Source organism: Streptomyces sp. NPDC043680 (genome assembly GCF_056436685.1).
Genome location: NZ_JBWKCE010000002.1, coordinates 198,164 through 224,089, shown reverse-complemented (window position 1 = coordinate 224,089; position 25,926 = coordinate 198,164). Strand labels below are relative to the sequence as shown.

At 73.4% G+C, this 25,926-nt stretch carries 21 protein-coding genes and 1 pseudogene; 11 read left to right on the top strand and 11 right to left on the bottom strand.

The genetic code is table 11. The annotated features are described in order from the left end of the window. Nucleotides 1–10 precede the first annotated feature (10 nt). A pseudogene (locus tag AC0666_RS04450) lies at nt 11–508 on the top strand (GNAT family N-acetyltransferase); the annotation flags it as partial. Here AC0666_RS04450 and AC0666_RS04445 read toward each other — a convergent pair. Further along, nucleotides 459–1,412: an EamA family transporter gene (locus tag AC0666_RS04445; RefSeq protein ID WP_478707071.1), complete on the bottom strand. Its 954-nt coding sequence runs from the start codon at nt 1,410–1,412 to the stop codon at nt 459–461. The pseudogene AC0666_RS04450 and the gene AC0666_RS04445 overlap by 50 nt on opposite strands. A gap of 88 nt (nt 1,413–1,500) precedes the next feature. Between AC0666_RS04445 and AC0666_RS04440 the strand changes: the two genes are divergently transcribed. Further along, nucleotides 1,501–2,409 (top strand): LysR substrate-binding domain-containing protein, encoded by a 909-nt coding sequence (locus AC0666_RS04440; RefSeq protein ID WP_468582901.1) that lies wholly within the window; start codon nt 1,501–1,503, stop codon nt 2,407–2,409. A gap of 67 nt (nt 2,410–2,476) precedes the next feature. Then, on the top strand, nt 2,477–4,360 hold the full coding sequence (locus AC0666_RS04435) for a glycoside hydrolase family 3 protein (RefSeq protein WP_478707070.1): 1,884 nt from the start codon (nt 2,477–2,479) through the stop codon (nt 4,358–4,360). A 61-nt stretch (nt 4,361–4,421) separates the two neighbouring features. On the opposite strand, the gene AC0666_RS04430 is transcribed toward AC0666_RS04435, so the two are convergent. The 7 genes from AC0666_RS04430 to speB form a co-directional block, all read right to left on the bottom strand. Further along, nucleotides 4,422–5,855, bottom strand: coding sequence for a S28 family serine protease (locus AC0666_RS04430; RefSeq protein WP_468968112.1), 1,434 nt, complete (start codon nt 5,853–5,855; stop codon nt 4,422–4,424). An 85-nt stretch (nt 5,856–5,940) separates the two neighbouring features. Further along, nucleotides 5,941–6,414, bottom strand: coding sequence for a hypothetical protein (locus AC0666_RS04425; RefSeq protein WP_478707069.1), 474 nt, complete (start codon nt 6,412–6,414; stop codon nt 5,941–5,943). A 108-nt stretch (nt 6,415–6,522) separates the two neighbouring features. Further along, nucleotides 6,523–10,362: an ABC transporter ATP-binding protein gene (locus tag AC0666_RS04420; RefSeq protein WP_478707068.1), complete on the bottom strand. Its 3,840-nt coding sequence runs from the start codon at nt 10,360–10,362 to the stop codon at nt 6,523–6,525. Nucleotides 10,363–10,449: 87 nt separating this feature from the next. Continuing rightward, complete coding sequence (locus AC0666_RS04415) at nt 10,450–10,875, bottom strand: PIN domain-containing protein (protein ID WP_478707067.1); 426 nt, start codon at nt 10,873–10,875, stop codon at nt 10,450–10,452. Next, complete coding sequence (locus AC0666_RS04410; RefSeq protein ID WP_468582892.1) at nt 10,872–11,081, bottom strand: type II toxin-antitoxin system VapB family antitoxin; 210 nt, start codon at nt 11,079–11,081, stop codon at nt 10,872–10,874. Before AC0666_RS04410 ends, AC0666_RS04415 begins: the two co-directional genes overlap by 4 nt. Nucleotides 11,082–11,209: 128 nt before the next feature. Continuing rightward, nucleotides 11,210–12,877 carry a thiamine pyrophosphate-binding protein gene (locus tag AC0666_RS04405; RefSeq protein WP_468582890.1) on the bottom strand — a complete coding sequence of 556 codons (1,668 nt, stop codon included), beginning with the start codon at nt 12,875–12,877 and terminating at the stop codon, nt 11,210–11,212. Between the two features lie 4 nt (nt 12,878–12,881). Then, nucleotides 12,882–13,844, bottom strand: coding sequence for an agmatinase (gene speB / locus AC0666_RS04400; RefSeq protein ID WP_361713502.1), 963 nt, complete (start codon nt 13,842–13,844; stop codon nt 12,882–12,884). Nucleotides 13,845–13,959: 115 nt separating this feature from the next. Here speB and AC0666_RS04395 point away from each other — a divergent pair, with 115 nt between their 5' ends. The 4 genes from AC0666_RS04395 to AC0666_RS04380 all read left to right on the top strand — a co-directional run bounded on the left by AC0666_RS04395 (nt 13,960) and on the right by AC0666_RS04380 (nt 18,343). Then, the gene (locus AC0666_RS04395; RefSeq protein WP_478707066.1) at nt 13,960–15,630 is read left to right on the top strand and encodes a helix-turn-helix domain-containing protein; all 1,671 of its coding nucleotides are present in this window, start codon (nt 13,960–13,962) and stop codon (nt 15,628–15,630) included. A 100-nt stretch (nt 15,631–15,730) separates the two neighbouring features. After that, the gene (locus AC0666_RS04390) at nt 15,731–16,888 is read left to right on the top strand and encodes an acyl-CoA dehydrogenase family protein (RefSeq protein ID WP_361713498.1); all 1,158 of its coding nucleotides are present in this window, start codon (nt 15,731–15,733) and stop codon (nt 16,886–16,888) included. Between the two features lie 19 nt (nt 16,889–16,907). Then, on the top strand, nt 16,908–17,789 hold the full coding sequence (locus AC0666_RS04385) for an acyl-CoA thioesterase (RefSeq protein ID WP_478707065.1): 882 nt from the start codon (nt 16,908–16,910) through the stop codon (nt 17,787–17,789). Nucleotides 17,790–17,857: 68 nt separating this feature from the next. After that, nucleotides 17,858–18,343, top strand: coding sequence for a hypothetical protein (locus AC0666_RS04380; RefSeq protein WP_478707064.1), 486 nt, complete (start codon nt 17,858–17,860; stop codon nt 18,341–18,343). Here AC0666_RS04380 and AC0666_RS04375 read toward each other — a convergent pair. Next, complete coding sequence (locus AC0666_RS04375) at nt 18,309–18,782, bottom strand: MarR family winged helix-turn-helix transcriptional regulator (RefSeq protein WP_468968137.1); 474 nt, start codon at nt 18,780–18,782, stop codon at nt 18,309–18,311. The genes AC0666_RS04380 and AC0666_RS04375 overlap by 35 nt on opposite strands. A 91-nt stretch (nt 18,783–18,873) precedes the next feature. Between AC0666_RS04375 and AC0666_RS04370 the strand changes: the two genes are divergently transcribed. Further along, nucleotides 18,874–19,722, top strand: coding sequence for an SDR family NAD(P)-dependent oxidoreductase (locus AC0666_RS04370; protein WP_478707063.1), 849 nt, complete (start codon nt 18,874–18,876; stop codon nt 19,720–19,722). On the opposite strand, the gene AC0666_RS04365 is transcribed toward AC0666_RS04370, so the two are convergent. Together AC0666_RS04365 and AC0666_RS04360 are read right to left on the bottom strand one after the other, a co-directional pair. Beyond that, nucleotides 19,719–20,525: a phosphatase gene (locus AC0666_RS04365; protein WP_468582880.1), complete on the bottom strand. Its 807-nt coding sequence runs from the start codon at nt 20,523–20,525 to the stop codon at nt 19,719–19,721. The genes AC0666_RS04370 and AC0666_RS04365 overlap by 4 nt on opposite strands. Nucleotides 20,526–20,589: 64 nt before the next feature. Then, nucleotides 20,590–21,168: an SACE_7040 family transcriptional regulator gene (locus AC0666_RS04360; RefSeq protein WP_468582878.1), complete on the bottom strand. Its 579-nt coding sequence runs from the start codon at nt 21,166–21,168 to the stop codon at nt 20,590–20,592. A gap of 108 nt (nt 21,169–21,276) precedes the next feature. On the opposite strand from AC0666_RS04360, the gene AC0666_RS04355 reads away from it, so the two are divergent. The 3 genes from AC0666_RS04355 to AC0666_RS04345 are packed head-to-tail and all read left to right on the top strand — an operon-like array spanning nt 21,277 to nt 25,926. Then, on the top strand, nt 21,277–22,893 hold the full coding sequence (locus AC0666_RS04355; RefSeq protein ID WP_468968143.1) for a carboxyl transferase domain-containing protein: 1,617 nt from the start codon (nt 21,277–21,279) through the stop codon (nt 22,891–22,893). Nucleotides 22,894–22,909: 16 nt separating this feature from the next. Continuing rightward, a complete protein-coding gene (locus AC0666_RS04350) occupies nt 22,910–24,997 on the top strand; it encodes an acetyl/propionyl/methylcrotonyl-CoA carboxylase subunit alpha (RefSeq protein ID WP_468968145.1) in 2,088 nt (695 codons plus the stop codon). Further along, on the top strand, nt 24,994–25,926 hold the full coding sequence (locus AC0666_RS04345) for a hydroxymethylglutaryl-CoA lyase (protein WP_478707062.1): 933 nt from the start codon (nt 24,994–24,996) through the stop codon (nt 25,924–25,926). The genes AC0666_RS04350 and AC0666_RS04345 overlap by 4 nt, the downstream gene beginning before the upstream one ends.

Below are 25,926 nucleotides of genomic sequence, written 5' to 3'. Positions count from 1 at the left end.
CGGCGCACGCGTACTGCTGCGGGACCCGCAGCCCGGGGAGTTGGGCTGGATCGTGCAGCGGCACGGCGCGCTGTACGCCGCCGAGTACGGCTGGAACACCGATTTCGAGGCCCTGGTGGCGCGGATCGTCGCCGATTTCGCCGAGGACCACGACCCGTATCTGGAGCGGGTGTGGATCGCCGAGCTGGACGGCCGCCCGGTCGGCTCGGTGATGTGCGTACGCGAGGACGGCTCGCCCGGCACCGCGCGGCTGCGGCTGCTCCTCGTCGACCCGGAGGGCCGCGGGCACGGCATCGGGGCCCTGCTCGTGGACACGGTCGTCTCCTTCGCCCGCTCGGTGGGCTACCGCGAGCTGGTGCTGTGGACCAACGACGTGCTGACCTCGGCCCGTTCCCTCTACCTGCGCGCCGGCTTCACCCTGGTCGCCGAGCGCCCACACCGTTCGTACGGGGTGGAGCTCACCGGGCAGGACTGGCGGCTGCCGCTGCAGGAGGACTCCCCGCGCTGACCCCGGCCGCAGCGGCCCCCTCCCCGCGGGCTCCGGTACGGGTTGCCGCGCGGGCGGGGGCCAGCGAGGTCAGGGCCACCCCGCCGACCAGCAGGACCGCGGCCAGCCAGCGCAGCCCGGAGACCCCCTCGCCCAGGACCAGGGCGGCCGAGGACATCCCGAACACCGGCACCAGCAGCGAAAACGGCGCAACGGAAGAAGCCGGGTAGCGGCGCATCAGATGGCTCCAGGCGCCGAAGCCGAACACCGTGGACACCCAGGCGACGTACACGATGACGCCCGCCCCCGACCAGTCCAGCCCGCGCAGCGCGGCCAGGTCCCGCTCGGGCCCCTCCAGCAGCAGCGAGAGCGCGAACAGCGGCAGCACCGGGACCGTGCACACCCACACCATGAAGTTCATCGCGTCGGGCGGAGCGGCCTTGCGGGTGAGCACGTTGGACACGCCCCAGCAGGCGGCCGCGGCGACGACCAGGGTGAAGCCGAGCACCGGCCCCGAGGTGCCCCCGTCGACGGCGGCGACGACGATCCCGGCCAGCGCGACGACCATGCCGGCCACCCGGACCCGGCCGGGCCGCTCGCGCAGCACGACGGAGGCGAGGGCGGCGGTGAAGACGGCCTGGACCTGGAGGACCAGGGAAGAGAGCCCGGCCGGCATCCCCGCGGCCATGCCGGTGAACAGCAGGCCGAACTTGGCGACTCCGAGCGCCGCCCCCACCCCGAGGATCCACTTCCAGGCGACCTTGGGCCGGCCGGTGAAGAAGACGGCGGGCAGGGCGGCGACGAGGAAGCGCAGGGCGGACAGGAGCAGCGGCGGGAAGTGGCCGAGACCGATCTGGATGACGACGAAGTTGAAACCCCAGACGGCGGCGACGAGTACGGCGAGAGCGGTGTGTACGGGACGCATGCTCCGAGCATCGGCGCCCCGACCATGTAGCACCAGCGCCGATTTCTTCCGGGATGGATGAAGCGTTGCTTACGCCTACGATGGGCGCATGCTCGATCTCGCCCGGCTGCGCGCCCTCCACGCCGTCTCCGTCCACGGCTCGGTCGCCGGGGCGGCGGCCGCCCTCGGCTACACCCCCTCCGCGGTGTCCCAGCAGATCGCCAAGCTGGAGCGGGAGACCCGGACCACGCTGCTGGAGCGGCGCGGACGCGGGGTCGCCCTGACCGAGGAGGCCCGGCACCTGGCGGACACGGCCCGGGAGTTGCTGGCGATCGTGGAGCGGGCCGAGACCACGCTGGAGGAGCGGCGCGGGCGGCCGAGCGGGCTGCTGACCGTCGCCGCGTTCGCCTCGGCGGCGCGCGGGCTGCTGCCGGGGGTCCTGGCCGATCTGGCGCACCGCCATCCGGCGCTGGACGTACGCCTCACGGAGGTGGACCCCCATCTGTCGGTGGATCTGGTGGCCCGGGGCGTCACCGATCTGGCGGTGGCCCACGACTGGGACATCGCCCCGCTGCCCGCGCCCGAGGGGGTCGAGCAGGCCGTGATCGGGGACGACCGGTGCGACCTCGTCGTCCCCGAGGGGCATCCGTTCACCACGCGGGCGGTCATCCGGAGGGCGGACCTCGGCGGGTTGCGCTGGGTGTGCCAGCCGCCCGGCCGGGTCTGCCACGACTGGCTGGTGCGGACGCTGCGGACGGCCGGGTTCGAGCCCGACATCGCCCATGTCGCCGAGGAGAACCACACCATCGTCGCGCTGGTCGCGGCCGGGCTCGGGGTGGCGGTGGTGCCGCGGCTCGGCACCGGTGCGCTGCCCGCGGGCGCGGTGGCCGTACCGCTGGAGCCGGGTCCCGTCCGCAGGTTGTACGCCCTGTGGCGGACCGGGGCGGCCCGCCGGCCCGCGATCACCGAGGCGGTGCGGACCCTTCAGGAGCACTGGGCCGGGTCCGCCCCGGCGTGAACCCGTCCGGGGGACCTCCCGAGTGTCCCGCGGCTCCCGGGGCGCGGCCCGGCATAGGGTCCGGCGCGTGCCGAACCACGCTTCCCGCCGGTCCCTGCTCACCGCGGCCGCCGCGGCCGCCGTCACGGCCGCCGGGGTCGCCTCGTACTCCGTGGGCGGGGGCGGCCCGGACGACCCCCGCCCCGGCGACCGCGCTCCGGGTCCTGCCCCCGACCGGGCGCGGCTGCGCCGGGTGGTGGCGGCCATGACCCTGCCCGAGCTGGTCGGGCAGTTGTTCGTGTCCCGGGCGTACGGGCATTCGGCGACGGATCCGGACCCGGCGGACGCCGAGCAGAACACCGCCCTGTTCGGGGTGCGCACCGCCGCGGAGGTGGTCTCCCGCTACCACCTCGGCGGGATCATCTACTTCGCCTGGGCGCACAACACCCGCAGCCCGCAGCAGGTCGCCGAGCTCTCCAACGGCCTCCAGCGGGCGGCGGCCGACTCCGGGGCGGGGATCCCGCTGCTGCTCTCCACCGACCAGGAGCACGGCGCCGTCGCGCGGATCGGCAGACCGGCGACGCTGCTGCCCGGGGCGATGGCGCTGGGCGCCCTGCACGGCCCGACGGCCGGCGCGCCCGGTGCGATGGCCGCCCCGACCGCCTCCCCCGGCGCGGCCACGGGCGGGGCGGATTCCCCCGCCGAGGCCCGGCGGGCCGCGCGCATCGCGGGGGCCGAGCTGGCCGCGATGGGGATCCGCCAGGACTACGCGCCGGTGGCCGACGTGAACGTCAACCCGGCCAACCCGGTGATCGGCGTACGGTCCTTCGGCTCCGACCCGCACGCCGTCGCGGCCCTGGTCGCCGCCCAGGTGCGCGGCTACCAGGGGGTCGGGGTGGCCGCCACCGCCAAGCACTTCCCCGGCCACGGGGACACCGAGACCGACAGCCACGTCGGCCTGCCGGTGATGCGGCACACCCGCGCGCAGTGGGAGGAGTTGGACGAGCCGCCGTTCCGGGCTGCCGTGGAGGCGGGCGTGGACGCGGTGATGACGGCGCACATCGTCTTCCCCGCGCTCGACCCGTCGGGGGACCCGGCCACCCTCTCCCGGCCGATCGTGACGGGCATCCTGCGCGAGCGCCTGGGCTTTCGCGGGGTGGTGGTCACCGACGCCCTCGACATGGCGGGGGTCCGCCAGAAGTACGGGGACGACCGGGTGCCGGTGCTGGCCCTCAAGGCGGGCTGCGACCAGCTGCTGAACCCGCCGGACCTGGGGCTCGCGCACCGCAGCGTGCTCGCGGCGGTCGAGTCGGGCGAGGTGTCGCGGGCCCGGGTCGAGGAGTCCGTGCTGCGGATCCTGGAACTCAAGGCCCGGCGGGGCCTGTTCGGGGAGGCGTACACCACCTCCGCCCGGGTGGAGGCCGCCGTGGGCGTGCCGGCGCACCTGGCGGCCGCCGACGAGATCGCGGCCGGTACGACGACCCTGCTGGCCAATCCGGCGGGGCTGCTGCCGCTGGACCCGTCGGCCGCGCCCCGGCTGCTGGTGACGGGGACCGACCCGGTGTCCCCCAGTGGTACGACGGGCCCCCCTACCGCGGTCCTGGCCCGGGAGCTGACCGCCCTGGGCTGTACGGCGGTGGCGGTGGCGCCGGCCCGGGCGGCGGCCGCGGCGCCCGGCAACGCGGCGGTGCTGGTGTGCACGTACAACGTCCCGGAAGGGGAGAGTCCGCAACGCACCCTGGTCACCGAACTCCTGGCCACCGGTGTGCCGGTGGTGGCGCTGGCGATCCGCAATCCGTACGACCCGGCCCGCCTTCCGGCGTGCGCCGCGGAGCTGGCCACGTACACCTGGGGCGACGCGGAGATGCGGGCTGCCGCCCGGGTGATCACCGGGGCGGCACGGCCCGCGGGCCGGCTCCCGGTCCCGGTGCCGGGCCGCTACCCGCTGGGCCACGGGCTGACGTACGGCTGAGGCGTACGCCGGGCCCGTGGCCCGGGCTGCCGACCGGGGACCGGCCGGCAGCCGCGGTGCGCTACGGGCGCAGCTGCAGCTCGCGCTCCAGGTCCTGCTGGTCGAGCTGCGGGTCGGGCTTCGCCAGGGGCTGCGCCGTCGCCTTGCCGGTGAGGGTGGCGGCCGGGGCCACACCCGCCCACTGGAGGATCTTCGCGGTGGCCAGCTCGCGCTCGCCGTCCTGGAGCTTGGCCACGTTCGCACCGTGGTTGGCGCCCGGCGCGATCATCACGTAGCTGTCGCGCACGGTGTAGCCGAGGTGGAACGGTTCAGCACCCCACGGGTCGTTCTGCCCGTACACGAACAGCATCTGGTTGGCGTTGTTCCGCACCCACTTGTCCACGTCCGCCATGACCCCCGGCTGGAAGGTCATCGGGATGTCGCGGGGCACGAAGTTGCGCGGCGGCTGGTAGCCGTAGCGGCTCAGGTTGCCCAGGTGCGGCTGCTTGATGTCGGGCGAGCCGAGCTGCGTCCCCGCCTGGTAGTAGTACGGCGTGTAGGTCTCCAGGCCCTGGTCGGCGTAGGCCGAGAAGCCGGAGATCGCGTCGACCGAGTCCCAGATCTCCTGGTCGCTCGCGGTCGCGGCGGTCGGGACGGTGGCGCAGTCGGCGAGCAGGCTGTACTGCCAGAAGGCCCAGACGTAGTCGAGCACGACGGCCTCGAACGCCTTGTCGAGGCTGCCGACGGTGGTGAAGGTCCAGCCGTTCGCGGCGGCGGCGGCCGCGTACTTGGCCTCCAGCGGCTCACGGCGCACCAGGGCCTCGCGCTGCACCGCGTTCAGCTTGTCGCGGCACTCCTTGGTGCCGACCTTGGCGAAGAACCGGTCGTAGGCCGAGTCCTCCTTGTTGACGACGTCGTTGGGCGCGACGTACGCGACGACACCGTCCATGTCCCGTGGGTAGAAGCGCTCGTAGTACGTGGCGGTCATACCGCCCTTGCTGCCGCCCGTGGCCAGCCAGTTCTTCTTGTAGACCTTCTTCAGGGCGGTGAAGAGGCGGTGCTGGTCGCTGGCGGCCTGCCAGATGTCCAGGTTCGCCCAGTTGGCCGGGTCGGGCCGGGAGGGCGTGAAGAATCGGTACTCCAGCGACACCTGGTTGCCGTCGACGATGGTCGTCGGCTCGCTGCGGCGCGGGTTGGTGTTGACGTTGTACCCGGAGGTGTAGAAGACCGTGGGCCGGGAGACGTCCTTGTGCAGCAGGGTGAAGCGCTGCTTGAAGGTGCCCTTCGAGGGCTGACGGTGGTCCACCGGCTGCTCGTAGTTGAGTACGAAGAAGCGGTAGCCGGGGTACGGCTTCTCCTCGATCAGACTCATCCCCGGGATGGCGAGGATCTCGTCCTTGATGTCCGTGGCGACGGACGGCCCTGCGGCGGTGGCCGCCTGGGCCGTGAAGCCGGCCGCGCCCATGGTGCCGATCAGCACCACGAGCGACAGGAGCCAGCCGAGCGTCTTGCGCATTCACCCTCCCCTTGAGTTCACTGCGGTCGCCCGTGAACCTAGCGGGGTCAACGCGGCGCTGACCAGACCCAGTTGGGCCGCTCCTTCAGCACAGGATCCAGCCGGATTCCACCGATCCGGCCGCAATGCTCCCCTTTACATACACGCAGCGGTTGATCGCACCGACGGTGACGGGTCCGGCATACCGGGTGAACTGCCCGGCATCGCGGACCGGGACGCCGCCGCGCGGCTGGATGCTCACCGACATCGGCCGGCGCGGGCCCGGATCGCCGACGACGGTCATCGCACAGGCCTGGGTGCGGCTCTTGTACACGCGCACCTCGCCGCCGGAGAACGGCAGGGTCTGCACCAGCTGCCCTCCGCAGCCGGACGCGGCCTGTGCGGACGGCGCGGTCAGCAGGCCGCCGGCGCACAGCGCCAGCACCGCGGTCACCACCGCCGCGCCGGCGCTCCCCCCGCGGCGCGCCTTGGGTCCGTGCTGCGTCCGCCCGTACTGCGTCCGCCCGTACTGCGTCTGCCCGTCCTGCGTCCGCCCGCGCTTCTTCCACCCGTGCTTCACACTGTCCCCCGATCGGCCGTACGTAACACGTACGCACGTACGACGCGCCGGCCCCCCGGAAGGTTGCGCACGGCAAGCTCCGGGGGGCCGGTTTCGGTCAGGGGCGGTTCAGGCCGCGGCGCGCTCGTCCTCGCCGGCGAAGGTCCGCCACAGTTCGGCGTACCGGCCGCCGTGCGCGAGGAGTTCGGCGTGCGTGCCGTCCTCCACGACGCGGCCGCGGTCCATGACCACGACCCGGTCGGCGCGGGCGGCCGTGGTCAGCCGGTGGGCCACCACGAGGGTGGTGCGCTTGCCCGCGAGCCGGTCGGTGGCCTGGTTCACCTGGGCCTCGGTGGCCAGGTCGAGCGCGGCGGTGGCCTCGTCGAGCAGCAGCACGTCCGGGTCGACGAGTTCGGCGCGGGCCAGTGCGATCAGCTGCCGCTGGCCCGCCGAGAGGTTGCGGCCGCGCTCGGCGACGGTGTGCAGGTACCCGCCGTCGAGGGTGGCGATCATGTCGTGCGCGCCGACCGCGCGGGCCGCCGCCTCGACCTCGGCGTCGCTCGCCCCGGGCCGTCCGTAGGCGATGGCGTCGCGGACCGTCCCCGGGAAGAGGTACGGCTCCTGGGGGACGACCCCGAGCCGGTGGCGGTACGCCGAGAGGTCGACCTCCCGCAGATCGATGCCGTCGGCGGTGACCCGGCCCGAGGTCGGGTCGTAGAACCGGGCCACGAGCTTGACCAGGGTGGACTTGCCGGCGCCGGTCTCGCCGACGAAGGCCACGGTCTGCCCGGCGGGTATCCGCAGGCTGATTCCGGCCAGCGCCTCCCCCTTCTCGCCGCGCTCCTCGGCGGTCCCGTACGCGAACCGCACGTCGTCGAAGGCGATCTCGCCGCGCAGCTCGGGCAGCGGGCGCGGGTCGGCGGGGCGCGGGGTGGTGGTGGGCTCGCGCAGCAGCTCCTGGATCCGACCGAGGGAGACGGTGGCCTGCTGGTATCCGTCGAACACCTGGGAGAGCTGCTGGACGGGGGCGAAGAACAGGTCGATGTAGAGGAGGTACGCCACCAGCGCGCCGGTGGTGAGGGTCCCGGCCTCCACCCGGCCCGCGCCCACGATCAGCACCGCGGCGGCCGCGCCCGAGGACAGCAGCTGGACGAAGGGGAAGTAGACGGATATCAGCCACTGGCCGCGGACCCGGGCCTCGCGGTACGCGTCACTGCGCCCGGCGAAGCGGACGGCTCCGTCCCGCTGGCGGCGGAAGGCCTGCACGATGCGCAGCCCGGAGACGGACTCCTGGAGGTCGGCGTTGACCAGGCTGACCCGGTCGCGGGCGAGCTCGTACGCGGCGACCGACTTGCGGCGGAAGACGATCGTGCCGATGACCAGCAGGGGCAGGGTGGCGAAGACGATCAGTGCGAGTTCGACGTCGAGGACGAGCAGGGCGATGAGGATGCCGAAGAAGGTGAAGACGGAGACGACGGCGGTGACGAGCCCGGTCTGCAGGAAGGTGGACAGCGCGTCCACGTCGGTGGTCATCCGGGTCATGATCTTGCCGGTCAGTTCGCGCTCGTAGTAGTCGAGGCCGAGGCGCTGGAGCTGGGCGAAGATCTTGACGCGCAGGGCGTAGAGCACGCGCTCACCGGTGCGCCCGGTCATCCGGGTCTCGGCGAACTGGGCGGCCCACTGGGCGAGGACGACGGCGAGGGCGAGCCCGGCCGCCACCCAGACGGCGCCGAGCGCGGCCTGCTCCACGCCCTTGTCGATCCCGTGCCGGATCAGGATGGGCAGCAGCAGGCCGGCCGCCGCGTCGACGGCGACCAGGGCGAGGCTGACGGCGAGCGGCGCCCAGAAGCCGCGTAGCAGCCGGCGCAGGTTGTAGCTGTCCTCGGCGGAGGCGGCGCGGGCCTCGTCCACGCCGGGCTCGTCGTCGGCGGGTGGCAGGGCGGCGACCTGCGCGAGCAGTTCCGGGGTGGCCGGCGTTCCGGCGACGGCCCCGGCCATGGAGTGACCGGCGCCGGGGGCGGCGGGCGCCCCGGGAACGGCCGTGGTGGTGGTGCCGGCGCCCTCCTCACGGCGGCGCCACAGCTCGGGGGTGACCCCGTCCACGGGACGGCGCTTGGCACTGACCGGCTCGGAGTCGATCTCGGCCTCGATCTCGATGTCCCGTTCGAGGTCGCGCTCGAACTCGGCCATCGCGGGGGCGTCGGCGGTGCGCGGGGAGCCGGCGGCGAGCGCGTCCGGGTCGGTGAGCAGCCGCCGGTACAGGGGCGAGCGGCGTTCCAGCTGCTCATGCGTACCGATGTCGGCGAGCCGCCCGTGCTCCAGTACGGCGATCCGGTCGGCCAGCGCGAGCGTCGAACGGCGGTGGGCGATGAGGAGGGTGGTGCGGCCGGCCATGACGGCGCGCAGCGCCTCGTGGATCTCGTGCTCGACGCGGGCGTCGACGGCGGAGGTGGCGTCGTCGAGGAGCAGCAGCCGGGGGTCGGTGAGGAGGGCGCGGGCGAGCGCGATGCGCTGGCGCTGGCCGCCGGAGAGGGTGAGCCCCTGCTCGCCGACCTTGGTGTCGTACCCGGCGGGCAGGGCCTCGACGAACCCGTGGGCCTGGGCGGCGCGGGCGGCGGCCTCGATCTGCTCGTCGGTGGCGCCGGGGTGCCCGTAGGCGATGTTGGCGCGGATGGTGTCGGAGAAGAGGAAGGAATCCTCCGGTACGAGCCCGATGGCGGCGCGCAGGGAGTCGTACGTCAGCTCCCGCACGTCGTGGCCGCCGATGCGGACGGCGCCGCGGTCGGGGTCGTAGAAGCGCGGGAGCAGCAGGGAGACGGTGGACTTGCCGCTGCCGGAGGATCCGACGACGGCGACGGTCTCGCCTTCCCCGATCGAGAGGGAGAAGCCGTTCAGGACGGGCCGCGCGGGGTCGTAACCGAAGACGACGTCCTCGAAGGCGACGGTGGCGGGCGCGTCGGCCGGCAGCTCGCGCTCCCCCTCGCGGATGACGGGCTCGGTGTCGATGAGCTCGAAGACGCGCTCCACGCCGGCGCGGGCCTGCTGCGCGACGGTGAGGACCATGGCGAGCATGCGGACGGGGCCGACGAGCTGGGCGAGGTAGGTGGAGAAGGCGACGAAGGTGCCCAGCGTCACCTGGCCGTTGGTGGCCATCCAGCCGCCGAGGGCCAGCATGGCGACCTGTGCGAGGGCGGGGACCGCCTGGAGGGCGGGGGTGTACTTGGAGTTGAGCCGGATGCTCCGCATCCGGCCGGCGAACAGGCGGCGCCCGGCGGCGCGCAGTTTGCCGGTCTCCTGCTCCTCCTGGCCGAAGCCCTTGACGACGCGGACGCCGGTCACGGCCCCGTCGACGACTCCGGCCACGGCGGCGGCCTGGCCCTGCGCCCACCAGGTGGCGGGGAACAGCTTCTTGCGGCTGCGCTTGGCGATGAACCAGAGGGCCGGGGCCATCAGCAGGGCGACCAGGGTCAGCACCGGCGACAGCGCCAGCATGATCCCGAGGGATATCCCGAAGAGGAGGAAGTTCCCGATGGTCATGGGGAGCATGAACAGCAGGCCCTGGATCAGCTGGAGGTCGCTGGTGGCCCGGCCGACGACCTGACCGGTGGACAGCTCGTCCTGCCGGCGCCCGTCGAGGCGGGCGATGGTGTCGTACATGTCGGTGCGCAGGTCGTGCTGGACGTCGAGGGCGAGGCGGCCGCCGTAGTACCTGCGTATGTAGGTGAGCGCGTACACGAGGACGGCCGCGCCGATGAGCATCCCGGCCCAGGGGCCCATCGGCTTGCTCTGGTCGCCGATGACGTCGTCGATGATGACCTTGGTGACGAGCGGGACGATTGCCATGACGGCCATGCCGGCCAGCGAGGACCCGAGCGCGAGCAGCACATTGAGCTTGTAGCGCCAGGTGTAGGAGGCGAGCCGCCTGCCCCAGCCCTGTTTCCGGTCGGTCGCCGTCTTCGCCGCCACCACGTGGTGCCTCCCCGTTCGTCCTGTCCTGCCGCCTCCCCCAACGCCGTGACCGGCGGATTTCATCCCCCTGCAACAATCGGGCCGGGACTATGCGACGACGCCCCGGGGCGCCAGCCACGTCGCCGCCTGGCCGGTTGCCCGGGCGATGGTGTCGAAGTCGGCGTCGTAGTGGAGCAAAGTCAGCCCGGACAGTTCGGCCGTCGCGGCGACGAGCAGGTCAACGGGTCCCGCACTCCGGTGCTCGCCACGGTCGGTGAGCAACCGCTGGACGGCCCGGGCCCGGGCGTAGACGTGGTCGGGCACGGGCGTCCAGTTGAAGAACTCTGCGAGCAGTTCTTCCTTCTCCAGACGATCGGCCAGCGAACGGGCGGAAAAGAGGATCTCCAGCTCCGTGATCTCACAGATGCCGATCACGCCTTCTGCCAGATGTTCCTGCCAACCCTTTCGAACGCCTTCGTTCGTCAGGATCCGGGCCACCGCCGACGTATCGACGAGGTGAGTCATGAGGCTCATCGCCGGTAGTTGGCCTTGTCCATGAGCACGTCGAAGTCGCCGCGCTCGCCCATTTCAACGAGCCGCTCCAAGGCCTTCAGCCGCTTGTGCCGCCGGGTGACCTCTTGCAGGGCGGCATTGACGGTGTCCTTCTTGGACTTGGTGCCCAGTATCGACGCGGCCTCGGCCAGGGCATCGTCGTCGACTTGCACGTACAGGTTCGACATCGCATATACCTCCTAGGTCAGCGCCATATAAAGCATAGCGCCGCGCCGGAGGACGGGCTCGCCTCACCACGAGAGCCCTTCGGCGCGCCCCACGAGCGGAAACGGCGGAGCACCGGGGCCGAGTGAGGTCAGAGGTGCGTCGGGGTGAACATCCTGAGGGTGGTGGGGAGGACCAGGACGGAGGGGCCCGGGGTGGTCAGGGCCGTGGTGAGGTCCTCGGTGAGGGTGGCTGCCGTGGTGGTGGCCGCCGGGACGCCGAAGGACGCCGCCAGGGACACGAAGTCGGGGCCCGGCAGGTCCGTGCCCGTGGCGCAGCCGTACTCGCGCAGGATGCCGTAGCCGCCGTCGTCCACGATCAGCCAGGTGACGTCCAGGTCGTGCTGCTTCGCGGTGGCCAGCTCCGCGATCGAGTACATGGCGCCGCCGTCGCCGGAGACGGCCAGCACCGGCGTGCCCGGTTCCGCCGCGCACGCGCCGAGCGCCGCGGGGAAGGCGTAGCCGAGGCCGCCCGCCCCCTGCGCCGAGTGCATGGTGTTGGGGTGCTTCGCGTCGAACGCCGACCAGGCCCAGTAGGACAGGATCGTCATGTCCCAGAAGGACGGCGAGCGCGGCGGCAGCGCGGCCCGGATGGAGGTCAGGAGCTGCTGCTCCAGCTCCACGTCCTGGGCGGCGAGGCGCGCCGCGATGTCCGACAGGACCTTCCGGACCCGGGCGGGCGCCGAGGGGTCCTCCCGCTCGGACACCGTTTCCAGCAGGGCCTGGAGGGCGAGCCGGGCATCGGCGTGGATGCCGAGGCCCGGGTGGTTGGACTCCAGCTTCCCGAGGTCCGCCTCGATCTGGACGACCCGGCCCCGGGGGAAGAACGTGTGGTAGTTCGAGGAGAGTTCCCCCAGGCCGGAGCCGACCACCAGGAGGACGTCCGCGTCCTCCAGGAAGTCCGTCATGTGGCGGTCCTCCAGCCAGGACTGGAGCGAGAGGGGGTGGGTCCAGGGGAAGGCGCCCTTGCCGCCGAAGGTGGTGACCACCGGCGCGTTCACCCGCTCGGCGAGTTGGCGCAGCTTGCCCGCCGCGTCGGAGCGGATCACCCCGCCGCCCGCGATGATCACGGGGCGGGCGGCCGTCTCCAGCCAGTGCGCCGCCAGGGCCGTCAGCTCGGGGCGCGGGGCGAGCTCGTGCGGGGTGGCGTCCATGCCCGTCACCTGGGGGACGAGGGTCTCCGCCCGCAGGACGTCCTCCGGGATCTCCACCCAGACCGGCCCGTGCGGGGCCGTGAGCGCCGATTCCCAGGCCGCGGCGACGGCGGAGGGGATCTGGGAGGGGGTGCGGGCCGTGTGGACCGACTTCACCACGTCGCGGAAGGACGCCGCCTGGTCCCGCAGCTCGTGCAGGTGCCCGCGCCGGCCGCCGCCCAGGCCGACCACCGGGACCTGGGAGGAGATCGCCAGGACGGGGGCGGAGGCGGCCGCGGCCTCCGCCAGGGCGGGCAGCGCCATCAGCGCGCCCGGCCCGGTGGACAGCAGGAGCGGAACGGCCTCGCCCGTGATCCGGCCGTACGCGTCCGCCGCGAAGCCCGCGTTGTTCTCCGTGCGCAGCCCGACCAGCCGCAGATCGGAGCGGCCCACCGCCTCGAAGAGGGCGAGCGCGTGCTGTCCGGGCAGCCCGAAGACGGTGGTGGCGCCCAGCGAACGCAGCGTTTCCACGACCAGGTCCCCGCCCGTGCGCCCCGGCGGCGGCGCGAGCGCTGCCGCCGTCTGGGCCTCGGTCGGCCGGAGTACCAGGTCGTGGTCGTGCGTCACTTCGCTACTTGCCCTTCGACTGCGCGATCTGCCGGCTCATGATCGTGGTCAGCTCGTACGCGGTGTGCGAGGCCGCGACCGAGGTGATCTCGGCGTGATCGTACGCCGGGGCGACCTCGACGACGTCCGCGGATACCAGGTTGCAGGAGGACAGGCCGCGGATGATCTCCAGCAGCTCGCGGGAGGTCATGCCGCCCGCCTCCGGGGTGCCGGTGCCGGGCGCGTGGGCCGGGTCCAGCACGTCGATGTCGATCGAGATGTAGAGCGGACGGTCGCCGATGCGCTGACGCAGCTGGTCCGCGACCTCGTCGGCGCCGCGGCGGTAGACGTCCGCCGAGGTGACGATGCCGAAGCCCATCTTGGCGTCGTCGTCCAGGTCCTGCTTGCCGTACAGCGGGCCGCGCGTACCGACGTGGGACAGCGCCTCGGTGTCGAGGATGCCCTCCTCGACGGCGCGGCGGAACGGGGTGCCGTGCGTGTACTCGGCGCCGAAGTACGTGTCCCAGGTGTCCAGGTGCGCGTCGAAGTGGAGCAGCGCCACCGGGCCGTGCTTCTTCGCCACCGAGCGCAGCAGCGGGAGCGCGATGGTGTGGTCGCCGCCCAGGGTCATCAGGCGGGAGCCGGCGCCGAGGAGCTCGTCGGCGGCGGCCTCGACCGTCTCGACGGCCTCGTTGATGTTGAAGGGGTTCACGGCGATGTCGCCGGCGTCGGCCACCTGGGCGAGGGCGAAGGGGGAGGCGTCCTGCGCCGGGTTGTACGGGCGCAGCAGGCGGGAGGCCTCGCGGATGGCGTTGCCGCCGAAGCGGGCGCCGGGACGGTAGGAGACCCCCGAGTCGAACGGCACACCGACGACGGCGACGTCCGCGGAGCCGACCTCGTCCAGGCGGGGCAGCCGGGCGAAGGTGGCGGGGCCCGCGTAGCGCGGGATGCGGGAGGAGTCGACGGGGCCGCGCGGCTGCGTGCTCATGGGAAGGCCTTCCGGGTCGGGAGGGGGGTGCGGTGCTTCGAGCGTAAGCCGCGGTGCGCCCGCCGCGAAGTGTACGTTTCATCCAGTGGGCCAAGCCGACCTGTACGGAGTATCCATGCCGATCTCTGCGCCGACCTCGTCCGAAGCGCCGCTCACCCCGCCGGTGCCGCTGTCGGCGCTCCTCGGCGAGCAGGCGCTGGGGCTGCGCCGGCTCGCCGGGCCGGCGCGGGCGGAGGTACACGGGGTGCACGCCTCCGAGATGGCGGACCCGTCCCCGTACCTGCTCGGCGGCGAGCTGCTGCTCACGGCGGGCGCGGGCCTCACGGAGCCGGAGGCGGACGTACGCCACCCCGACGGGTCGGCCCCGGCGGCCGGCCCCGTGGTGCAGGGAGGCTCGGCTGCGCGTGAGCACCCGGCCGGTCCGGCCGATGCGTACGTCCGGCGCCTGGTCGCCTCCGGCGCGGCCGCACTCGGGTTCGGCGTGGCACCGCTGCACGCCGAGGTGCCCCCGGAGCTGGCCGCCGCCTGCGCGCGGCACGGGCTGCCGCTGCTGGAGGTGCCGCAGCGGACCCCGTTCACCGCGGTCGCCCGCGCGGTGGGACGGCTGATGGCGGAGGCCCGCACCCGCGAGCTGCGCCGGGTGACCGAGGCCCAGCAGTCGCTGGCCGCGGCCGCCGCCCGCCCGGACCCGGTCCCCGCGGTCCTGCGCCGTCTGGCCACGAGCCTGGGCGGCTGGGCGGCCCTGCTGCCACCGCCCCCCGACCCCGCGGCCGACGCACGTACGGCACCGCGCGCCGCGGGGACGACCGGCACCACCGCCGCACCGGGCGCGGGGGAAGCCGCCGCAGCTGCCCCAGCCGCCGGGACACCGGGCGCCGCCGGGACGCCGGGGGCGCCCGGGGCCCCGGGGCCCGGCACGCGGGTCTCCGGCTCTGCCGGGCCCGAGCCCTCCGAGGAGGTGCTCGGGGCGCTCGTCGCGCTCGCCGGGCGGGTGGCCCCCGGGGCCGCCGCCACGGCCACCGCCGCCGTCGGCGGAACCCAGCTCAGCGCCTACGCCCTCGGCGGCGGGCACGTGCTCGGGGTCGTCGCGCCGGAGCGGGCGCCCGGCGACCACACCATCGCCTCCGTGGCGGCCGTACTGCTGACCCTGCTCACCGCGCGCCGGGCGGCCGGGACCGGTGAGGCGGCGGCCCTGACCCGGCTCCTGCTGGACGGGGACCCGGCCGGGGCCCTCGTCCCCGGCCCCTGGCGCGTCGTCCACGCCCGCGGCTCCGGTGACCCGCAGACCCTGGCGGCGGCCCTCGGCACCGTACTGCTGGACCCGGAGGGGCCGACGGCTCGCCTCCTCACCGAGCGGGAGCCCGCCCCGCAGCCCGGCTGGCGCCTCGGGGTCAGCGCACCGGCCGCACCGGCGGAGCTGCGCACCGCCCAGGCGCAGGCCCGGCGGGCCCTGGAACGGGCGGAGGCGGCCCGGACCCCGCTGGTCCGCCACACCGCGGACGGCCTGTCCGGGCTCCTGGACCCCGCGGAGGCCCGCGCGCACGCCGAAGCGCTCCTCGCACCGCTGAACCCGGCGCACGCGCAGACCCTGCGCGCCTGGCTGGCCCACCACGGCAGCTGGGACCGCACGGCCGCCACCCTCGGCATCCACCGCAACACCGTCCGCCAGCGCATCGCCCGCGCTGCGGCGCTCCTGGCCCGCGACCTCGATGACCCGGACACCCGCATGGAACTGTGGTTCGCGCTACGTACTCTGGACACCGAGGACAACCCGCCAGTAACTTAGTCTGAGCAAGCGCTTAGAGTTCGCCCTCCGCTGAGCGGCGACGGCGCGCAACCATGACCGCGAGAGCGGCGGCGGTTCAGCCGCAGAGGGGAGTCCGGCCGTGCGCCGTACCGTTTTCAACGAGGACCACGAGGCATTCCGCGAGACCATCCGCGCCTTCATCGAGGCCGAGGTCGTCCCCGTCTACGACGAGTGGTTCGCCGCCGGCCAGGCGCCGCGCGACTTCTACTACAAGCTCGGCGAGCTGGGCGTCTTCGGCATCAACGTGCCGGAGGAGTTCGGCGGCGCGGGCCTGGACACCCACAAGTTCGAGGCCGTCCTCTACGAGGAGACCTCCCGCGCGGGCGTCAACTTCGGCGGCTCCGGCGTGCACGTGCTGCTCGCCCTCCCCTACATCAAGATGCTCGCCACCGACGAGCAGAAGAAGCGCTACCTGCCGCAGTTCGTCAGCGGTGAGGAGATGTGGGCCCTCGCCATGACCGAGCCGGGCACCGGCTCCGACGTCGCGGGCATGAAGACCACCGCCAAGCTCTCCGAGGACGGCACGCACTACGTCCTCAACGGCTCCAAGACCTTCATCACCGGTGGCGTACACGCCGACCGTGTGATCGTCTGCGCCCGCACCTCCGCCCCGCGCGAGGACGACCGCCGCTTCGGCATCTCCCTGTTCGCCGTGGACACCAAGTCCGAGGGCTACTCCATAGGCCGCAAGCTCGACAAGCTGGGCCTGCGCACCTCCGACACCGCCGAGCTGGCGTTCGTCGACGTCAAGGTCCCGGTCGAGGACCTGCTCGGCGAGGAGGGCAAGGGCTTCTACTACCTCGGCCACAACCTGGCCTCCGAGCGCTGGGGCATCGCCTTCGGTGCCTACGCCCAGGCCGCCGCGGCCGTCCGGTTCGCCCAGCAGTACGTCACGGACCGCACCGTCTTCGGCAAGCCCGTCGCGCACTTCCAGAACACCAAGTTCGAGCTGGCCGCCTGCCAGGCCGAGGTGGACGCCGCCCAGGCCGTCGCCGACCGCGCCCTGGAGGCCCTGGACGCCGGCGAGCTGACCCCGGCCGAGGCCGCCTCGGCGAAGCTGTTCTGCACCGAGGTCGCGCACCGCGTCATCGACCGCTGCCTCCAGCTCCACGGCGGCTACGGCTACATGAACGAGTACCCCATCGCCCGCCTGTACGCCGACAACCGCGTCAACCGCATCTACGGCGGCACCAGCGAGATCATGAAGTCCATCATCGCCAAGTCGATGGGCCTGTAAGGAATTCAGTCTCAGTCCCATGAACGAGGCACTGACGACTCTCCTCGATCTGCTCGACCTGGAGCAGATCGAGGAGGACATCTTCCGCGGTACCAGCCGTCCTTCGCTGGTACCGCGGGTCTTCGGCGGTCAGGTCGCGGCCCAGGCGTTGGTCGCGGCCGGCCGTACCGTGCCCGAGGACCGCAGTGCGCATTCGCTGCACTCGTACTTCCTGCGCGCCGGCGACCCGGGCGCGCCCATCGTGTACTCGGTCGACCGGATCCGCGACGGGCGCTCCTTCACCACCCGGCGGGTCGTCGCCGTCCAGCACGGCCAGCCGATCTTCCACCTCTCCGCCTCCTTCCAGGTGTACGAGGAGGGGCTGGACCACCAGGTCGCCATGCCGGCCGCGCCGGACCCGGAGACCCTGCCGACGGCCGCCGAGTCGCTGCCCGCGTACCGGGAGGTCTTCCGGGACCCGGGCACGGTCGAGCGGCTGACGGAGGCACGCGGCGCGGTGGACCTGCGGTACGCGACGACCCCGCCGTGGGGCAGCGTGGGCGTGCCCCGGGAGCCCCATTCCCAGGTGTGGTTCCGCACGGCCGACAAGCTGGAGAGCGACGACGCGCTGCTCCACACCTGTCTGGCGACCTACGTCTCGGACATGACCCTGCTCGACTCGGTGCTGCTCGCGCACGGCCGGGGCGGCTGGGCCGTCGGCGACGTGGTGGGCGCCTCGCTGGACCACGCGATGTGGTTCCACCGGCCGTTCCGCGCCGACGAATGGCTGCTGTACGACCAGGAGTCGCCCTCGGCCGCCGCCGGGCGCGGCCTCGGCCAGGCCCGGATCTGGACCCAGGACGGCCGGCTGGCCGTCACGGTCATCCAGGAGGGCGTGGTCCGCGTACCGCGCGGGCGGTAACGCGCGGCGGCGCGTGGGGTGGGCCACAGGGCGGAACCGCCGGGCACGGCCGCGCGTCGCCAACTTGCATGATCCTTCTGCTTCTCGCCTTCGCCCTGCTCTCGCCGTTCGCCGGGATGCTGCTCCTCGGCCGGCTGGCGGTGCAGGTGGGGCGCGTCGTAGGGCGCCGCTCCGCCGGGGACCTGCTTGGTGGCGGCACGTTCCTGCTGGTCGCCCTCATCGCCCTGTGCGCCGCGGGATCGGCGTACGTCTGGGGCCTCTCGGCCGGTGTCTACGTGCTCGATCCCGAGGAGGTGTGCGGCTACGCCCAGTGGGGTGAGCACGAGAGCGTGGTGGTCTGGGAATCGCGGTTCCCGCTCTCGGTCCACTGCGCCGACCACCCCGGGGACCCGGGCGGGCGCCAGCTGATCCCGGGCTGGGTGAACCCGGCCGTCATCACCGCGGCCGCCACGGCCGTGGGCTTCGCGCTGGCGGCCCCGCTGGCCCCCTGGCTGCGCCGCAGGGCCTCGGCGGGCCGGGCTACGCCTGCCGCTCCGGCCGCGGAACGGCCTTGAGCTTGGCCCAGATCCCTTCCAGAGCCTCGATGTCCGCGTCGTCGAGCACGTCGTCGAAGACCTCGGCGAGGGCCTCGCGCCGGGTGGCGTCGGCCTCCGCGAAGGCGCGGCGGCCGGCGTCGGTGAGCGCGATCCCCACCGACCGGGCGTCCGTCGGGGACGGTATCCGCTCGACCAGCCCCCGGCCCCGGAGCGAGTCGACCACCCGGGACACCTGGCTGCGGCTGAGCAGCGTCATGGCGCCGAGCTCCGAGGCGGCGACCGGCTCCTCCTGGAAATGCAGCCAGAGCATGACCTCGAACCACGAGAGCGGGAGGTCGTGGCGGCGCGCGAGGGCCTGGTCGACCCGGGCGGTGAGCGTGGATCCGGCCCAGACGAGACCGTAGAAGGCATGGTCACGGGCGGTGAGACTGCCCAGGGAGAGTGCGTTGCGCGCCATGGGAGCAGCGTACCGGGACGAGGCGAATGTTGCGTGCGCACGCACGGAAATGTAATGTGTGCGTGCACACGCACTGAGATGGAGATACCCCATGACCACGAAGACCGTCCTCATCACCGGCACCTCCTCGGGCATCGGCCTGGCAGCCGCGGTCGCCGCCGCCCGGGCCGGCTGGCACACCGTCGCCACCATGCGCGACACCTCCCGCGCCGACGCCCTGCTGAAGGCCGCCGCCGAAGCAGGCGTCGCGGACCTCGTCCAGGTCAAGCGCCTGGACGTGACCGACGCGGAATCCGCGGCCGCCTGTGTGGCCGAGGTCGTCGCCGAGCACGGGCGTCTGGACGCGGTCGTGAACAACGCGGGCGCCGGCTTCGTGGGGACCATCGAGCAGCACGGCATGGAGCAGGTCCGCTCCGTGATGGAGGTCAACTTCTTCGGCGTGGTCGAACTCACCCGGGTCGCGCTGCCGCACCTGCGCGCCTCGGGCGGCCGGGTCATCACGGTGACGAGCGTCGGCGGGGTGGTCGGCCAGCCGTTCAACGAGGCCTACTGCGCGGCCAAGTTCGCCGTCGAGGGCTTCATGGAGTCCCTGGCACCGGTGGCCGCGTCCACCGGTGTCCAGGTGGCCGTCGTCGAACCTGGCGCCGTCGCCAGCGAGTTCGTGAACAACGTCCGGCTCGACGTGCCGGCCATGCTCGCCGAGGCCGGCCCGTACGCCCCGGCACTCCAGGGCTACGTCGACCACGCCATGCAGGCCTTCGGCGCAGACACCGCCCAGACTTCGGAGCAGGCGGCGGCGCCCGTCATCGAGGCGCTGACCGCCGAGACCATGCCGTTCCGGATCCAGACCTCCGAGTGGGCCCGCGACTTCGCCGCTGCCAAGCTCACCGACCTGGACGGCTCGGCCGTCCAGGCGATGACCACCGCCTGGCTGCGCTAGAGCAGGTCGGCGGCCGCCAGCAGGTACGCGACCATCGGGTCGTACCCGCGCGGGTCGCGGACGTGGTCGTCCAGCGGGACCGCCACCTGGAGGGTGCCTTCGGCCTCACCGAGGAACAGGGCCGGGTCGTTGCAGTCCGCGTACCCCACCGCGTCCAGGCCCCGCTGCGCCGCGCACCCCGCCCAGCCGTGGTCGGCCACCACCAGGTCCGGCAGCGGGCGCCCCGCCGCGGCCAGCCCGTCCAGGATCGCGGCCATCGGCTCCGGGGAGTGGGTGTGCCACAGGGTCGCGCCCCGCTCCAGCACCGCGACGTCCGCGACCTGCCACACCGCGCCCTCGTCGGCCACCAGCCCCGGCGGGATGACCACGATCTCGCAGCCCGCCGCGCGCAGGGCGCCCGCCGTGGCCCGATGGACGTCCAGCAGCCCGCCCGGGTGGCCGGTGGCCAGCAGCACGCTCTGCCGGTCCAGTGCCGCCTTGCGCAGCCGTGCCGCCATCCGGTCGAGCGCGTCGACCGTGAGTTCCGGGTCGATGGTGTCCTGGCCGTACCGGTGCGCGGCGTCGTCGACGACACCGCACCGCTCCGCCATCACCGCGAGCACGTCCTGCTCGTCCGTCCAGCGGTCGCCCAGCTCCAGGCCGAGCCAGTAGTGCCGGTCGCCGTTGGCGAGCTTGCGGTAGTGCGCGAGGTTGTTCTCGCGCGGGGTGGCGACCTGTCCCGCGATCCGGCTGCGGACGAGATGGTCGACGAGTTCGGCGCGGCTGGGGACGGGCTGCTCTATCGGCTTCGGCATGCGCCCCATTCTGCCGCCGCGCACGCGGAGCCGCGCCGTCCACCCCGGCCGGTGGCCCGGGCGTGTCACCGGGTCATCCCGACAGCGCCCCGAAGGCGCCGTGCGCAAGACGCCTGAGCAGCGACTCCGTCGCCTCCCGGCCCAACGCCGCCAGGTGCGGGGTGGAGTTCAGCAGGCCGAAGACGGCGTGTACGGCCACGCGCACCTCCGCCTCGCCGACCTCGGGGTGCAGTTCCCGTACGACCGCCACCCAGAGCTCGACGTACTGCCGCTGGAGCTGGCGCACGAGCTTGCGGTCGGCCTCCCGCAGCCGGTCCAGCTCCCGGTCGTGCAGGGTGATCAGCGCCCGGTCGTCCAGGGCGAAGTCGATGTGGCCGTCGATCAGCGAGGCGAGCACCGCGGACGGGTCCCCCGCCGCCTCCTCCACGCGCCGGCGGCCGCCCGTCAGCAGCCGTTCGCTGATCCCCACCAGCAGCTCGGCGAGCATGGCGTCCTTGCCTGCGAAATGCCGGTACAGGCCGGGGCCGCTGATGCCCACCGCGGCCCCTATCTCGTCGACGCCGACCCCGTGGAATCCGCGTTCGGCGAAGAGGCGAGCGGCCTCGTTGAGGATCTGCTCGCGACGGGTCGGGGCGGCCGCTCTGGTGCTCATGGGAATCCATTCTAGACAGGGCCGTTAGCGCTCGTTAACCTAGGCTGCATCAGTGTTAACGCTCATTAACCGCGTTGACCGCGTGGACCGAGCAAGGGAGCTCGACCGATGCAGCAGGCACCAGTGCTGACGAGCGCCGCGGACCCGGCGTCCGAGGCCTGGCGGACCAACGAGGCCGCCCACCGCGAGCTCGTCGAGGGGCTGCGCGCCCGGCTCGGCGCGGCCCGCCTCGGAGGCGGCGAGAAGGCCCGCGCCCGCCACACCGCCCGCGGGAAGCTGCTCCCCCGCGACCGCGTGGACACCCTCCTCGACCCCGGGTCGCCCTTCCTGGAGCTGGCCCCGCTGGCCGCCGAGGGGATGTACGGGGGCGCCGCCCCGGCCGCCGGGGTCATCGCCGGCATCGGCCGGGTCAGCGGGCGCGAGTGCGTGATCGTCGCGAACGACGCGACCGTCAAGGGCGGCACGTACTACCCGATGACCGTCAAGAAGCACCTGCGCGCCCAGGAGGTGGCCCTGGAGAACCGTCTCCCCTGCCTCTACCTGGTCGACTCGGGCGGCGCGTTCCTCCCGATGCAGGACGAGGTCTTCCCCGACCGCGAGCACTTCGGCCGCATCTTCTACAACCAGGCGCGGATGTCCGGCGCCGGCATCCCGCAGATCGCCGCCGTCCTCGGTTCCTGCACGGCGGGCGGGGCGTACGTCCCGGCGATGAGCGACGAGGCCGTCATCGTCCGCGGCCAGGGCACGATCTTCCTCGGCGGCCCGCCGCTGGTGAAGGCCGCCACCGGCGAGGTCGTCACGGCCGAGGAGCTCGGTGGCGGCGAGGTCCACTCCCGGGTCTCCGGCGTGACCGACCACCTCGCGGAGGACGACGCGCACGCGCTGCGGATCGTCCGGAACATCGTGGCGACCCTGCCCGAGCGCGGGGCCCTGCCGTGGTCGGTCGAGGCTCCGGAGGAGCCGAAGGTGGACCCGTACGGCCTGTACGGCGCGGTCCCGGTCGACTCCCGCACCCCGTACGACGCCCGGGAGATCATCGCCCGTGTCGTGGACGGCTCCCGATTCCAGGAGTTCAAGGCGGAGTTCGGGCAGACCCTGGTCACCGGCTTCGCCCGGATCCACGGCCACCCCGTCGGGATCGTCGCCAACAACGGCATCCTGTTCTCCGAGTCGGCGCAGAAGGGCGCGCACTTCATCGAGCTGTGCGACCAGCGCGGCATTCCGCTGGTCTTTCTCCAGAACATCTCCGGCTTCATGGTCGGCCGGGACTACGAGGCCGGCGGCATCGCCAAGCACGGCGCGAAGATGGTCACGGCGGTGGCGTGCACCCGCGTCCCGAAGCTGACGGTGGTGGTCGGCGGCTCGTACGGGGCGGGCAACTACTCGATGTGCGGCCGGGCGTACTCGCCGCGGTTCATGTGGATGTGGCCCAACGCCAAGATCTCGGTGATGGGCGGCGAGCAGGCCGCGTCCGTCCTGGCGACGGTCAAGCGCGACCAGATCGAGGGCGCGGGCCAGGAATGGCCGCTTGAGGACGAGGAGTCCTTCAAGGCCCCGGTCCGCGCGCAGTACGAGGAGCAGGGCAACGCCTATTACGCCACGGCCCGGCTGTGGGACGACGGCGTCATCGACCCGGTGGAGACCCGGCAGGTGCTGGGACTGGCCCTGACCGCGTGCGCGAACGCCCCGCTGGGCGACCCCGCTTTCGGCATCTTCCGTATGTGACGTGAGGACCTCTTCGATGTTCAGCACTGTTCTGGTCGCCAACCGGGGCGAGATCGCGGTCCGGGTCATCCGCACGCTGCGGGAGCTCGGTGTGCGGTCGGTGGCCGTCTTCAGCGACGCGGACGCGGACGCCCGTCACGTACGGGAGGCCGACACGGCCGTCCGGATCGGCCCGGCGGCCGCCGCCGAGAGCTACCTGTCGGTGGAGCGGCTGCTCGACGCGGCCCGCCGCACGGGGGCCGAGGCGGTCCACCCGGGGTACGGGTTCCTCGCGGAGAACGCGGCCTTCGCGGCGGCCTGCGCGGAGGCGGGCCTGGCCTTCATCGGGCCGCCGGCCTCGGCCATCTCCCTGATGGGCGACAAGATCCGCGCCAAGGAGACCGTCCGCGCCGCCGGTGTCCCGGTGGTGCCCGGCTCCTCCGGCAGCGGCCTGTCGGACGCCGATCTGGTCGCGGCGGCCGAGAAGATCGGCATGCCGGTGCTGCTGAAGCCCTCCGCGGGCGGCGGCGGCAAGGGCATGCGCCTGGTCCGGGACGCGGCCGTGCTGGCGGAGGAGATCGCGGCGGCCCGGCGCGAGGCCCGCTCCTCCTTCGGCGACGACACCCTGCTCGTGGAGCGGTGGGTGGACCGGCCGCGGCACATCGAGATCCAGGTGCTGGCGGACGCGCACGGCAACGTGGTCCACCTCGGGGAGCGCGAGTGCTCGCTCCAGCGGCGCCACCAGAAGGTCATCGAGGAGGCCCCCTCGGTCCTCCTGACGCCGGAGCTGCGGGCGTCCATGGGCGCGGCGGCCGTGGAGGCGGCCCGCTCGTGCGGCTATGTCGGCGCGGGCACGGTGGAGTTCATCGTGCCGGGCGGGGACCCGTCCTCGTACTACTTCATGGAGATGAACACCCGGCTCCAGGTGGAGCACCCGGTCACGGAGCTGATCACCGGCCTGGACCTGGTGGAGCAGCAGCTGCGGGTGGCGGCGGGCGAGCCGCTCGGCTTCGACCAGTCCGGGGTCCGGCTCACCGGGCACGCCATCGAGGCCCGCGTCTGCGCGGAGGACCCGGCGCGCGGGTTCCTGCCGTCCGGCGGTACGGTCCTGGCGCTGTCGGAGCCGTCGGGCGGTGCGGTGCGCACCGACTCGGGCCTGGTGTCGGGGGTGGACACGGGGTCGACGTACGACCCGATGCTGTCGAAGGTGATCGCCTACGGGCCCGACCGGGCCAGTGCCCTGCGGGTGCTCCGGGGGGCGCTCGCCGACACGGTGATCCTCGGCGTCCAGACCAATGCGGGGTTCCTGCGCAGGCTGCTGGCACACCCGGACGTGGTGTCCGGGGACCTGGACACCGGGCTGGTGGAGCGGGACCTGGCCACGCTCCTGCCCGACGGCGTCCCGCCGGAGGTGTACGCGGCGGCGGCCCTGCTGTCGCTCGCCCACCCCGCCCCTTCCGGAAAGGGGCCGGCCGGGCAGGCCGGATGGGTCGACCCGTTCGACACCGCCAGCGGCTGGCGTCTCGGCGGCACGCCCGCCTGGACGGTCCACCACTTCCGCCTCCCGGGCCTCGACCCGGTCGAGGTCCGCACCCGCGCACGCGGCTCGGAGCAGGAGTTGCTCCTCGCCGACCCCGCCGGGGCGGAATCAGCCTCGCCGGCGATGGGGGCGCGGGGCCTGGGGCAGAGCCCCGGCGCACCGGCGCGCGGCCGGATCGTGGCCCGCACCACCCACGACCTCACCATCGAACTCGACGGCATCACCCACCGGTTCAGCCACGCCGCCTCCCCGGAGGGGGTCTGGCTCGGGCGCGACGCCGACTCCTGGCACGTGCAGCACCACGACCCCGTCGCCGCGGCGCTCACCGGCGCCGGCCGGTCGGGCGCCGACACCCTCGCCGCGCCCATGCCCGGCACCGTCACCGTCGTCAAGGTGGCCGTCGGCGACAAGGTGACCGCCGGGCAGAGCCTGCTCGTGGTCGAGGCCATGAAGATGGAGCACGTCATCTCCGCCCCGCACGCCGGCACCGTCACCGAGCTGGACGTCTCCCCCGGCACCACCGTCGCCATGGACCAGGTCCTGGCCGTCGTCACCCCGGACGAAGAAGAGGAGGAGGCGGCATGATCGGCCTGCCCATGACCGTCCCGGCCCCCGGCCTGCCCGCCCGCGTACGGATCCACGAGGTCGGTGCCCGCGACGGCCTGCAGAACGAGAAGACGGCGGTTCCCACCGCCGTCAAGGCGGAGTTCATCCACCGCCTCGCGGCGGCGGGCCTGGACACCGTGGAGGCCACCAGCTTCGTGCACCCCAAGTGGGTGCCCCAGCTGGCGGACGCGGAGCAGCTGTTCCCGCTGCTCTCCGACGTGGACGCGGCCCTGCCCGTGCTGGTCCCCAACGAGCGCGGGCTCGACCGGGCGCTCACCCTCGGGGCCACCCGGATCGCCGTCTTCGGCTCGGCGACCGAGACCTTCGCCTCCCGCAACCTCAACCGCACCGTCGACGAGTCCCTGGCCATGTTCGAGCCCGTCGTGGCGCGGGCCAAGGAGGGCGGAGCGCACGTGCGCGGCTACCTCTCCATGTGCTTCGGGGACCCCTGGGAGGGCGCGGTCCCGGTCCCCCAGGTGGTCCGCGTCGCCAAGGCCCTGCTCGACCTGGGCTGCGACGAGCTCAGTCTCGGCGACACCATCGGCGTCGCGACCCCGGGCCATGTCCGGGTGCTGCTGGAGGCGCTGGGCGAGGAGGGCGTCGCCGTCGACCGGATCGGCGTCCACTTCCACGACACCTACGGGCAGGCCCTCTCCAACACCCTCGTCGCGCTGCAGTGCGGCGTGACCACCGTCGACGCGTCCGCAGGCGGCCTCGGCGGGTGCCCGTACGCCAAGAGCGCCACCGGCAACCTCGCCACCGAGGACCTGGTGTGGATGCTCGACGGCCTCGGCATCGAGACCGGGGTCGACCTGGCCGCCCTCACCGCCACGAGCGTGTGGATGGCCGAACAGCTGGGGCGGCCCAGCCCCTCCCGTACCGTCCGCGCCCTCTCCCACAAGGAGTAA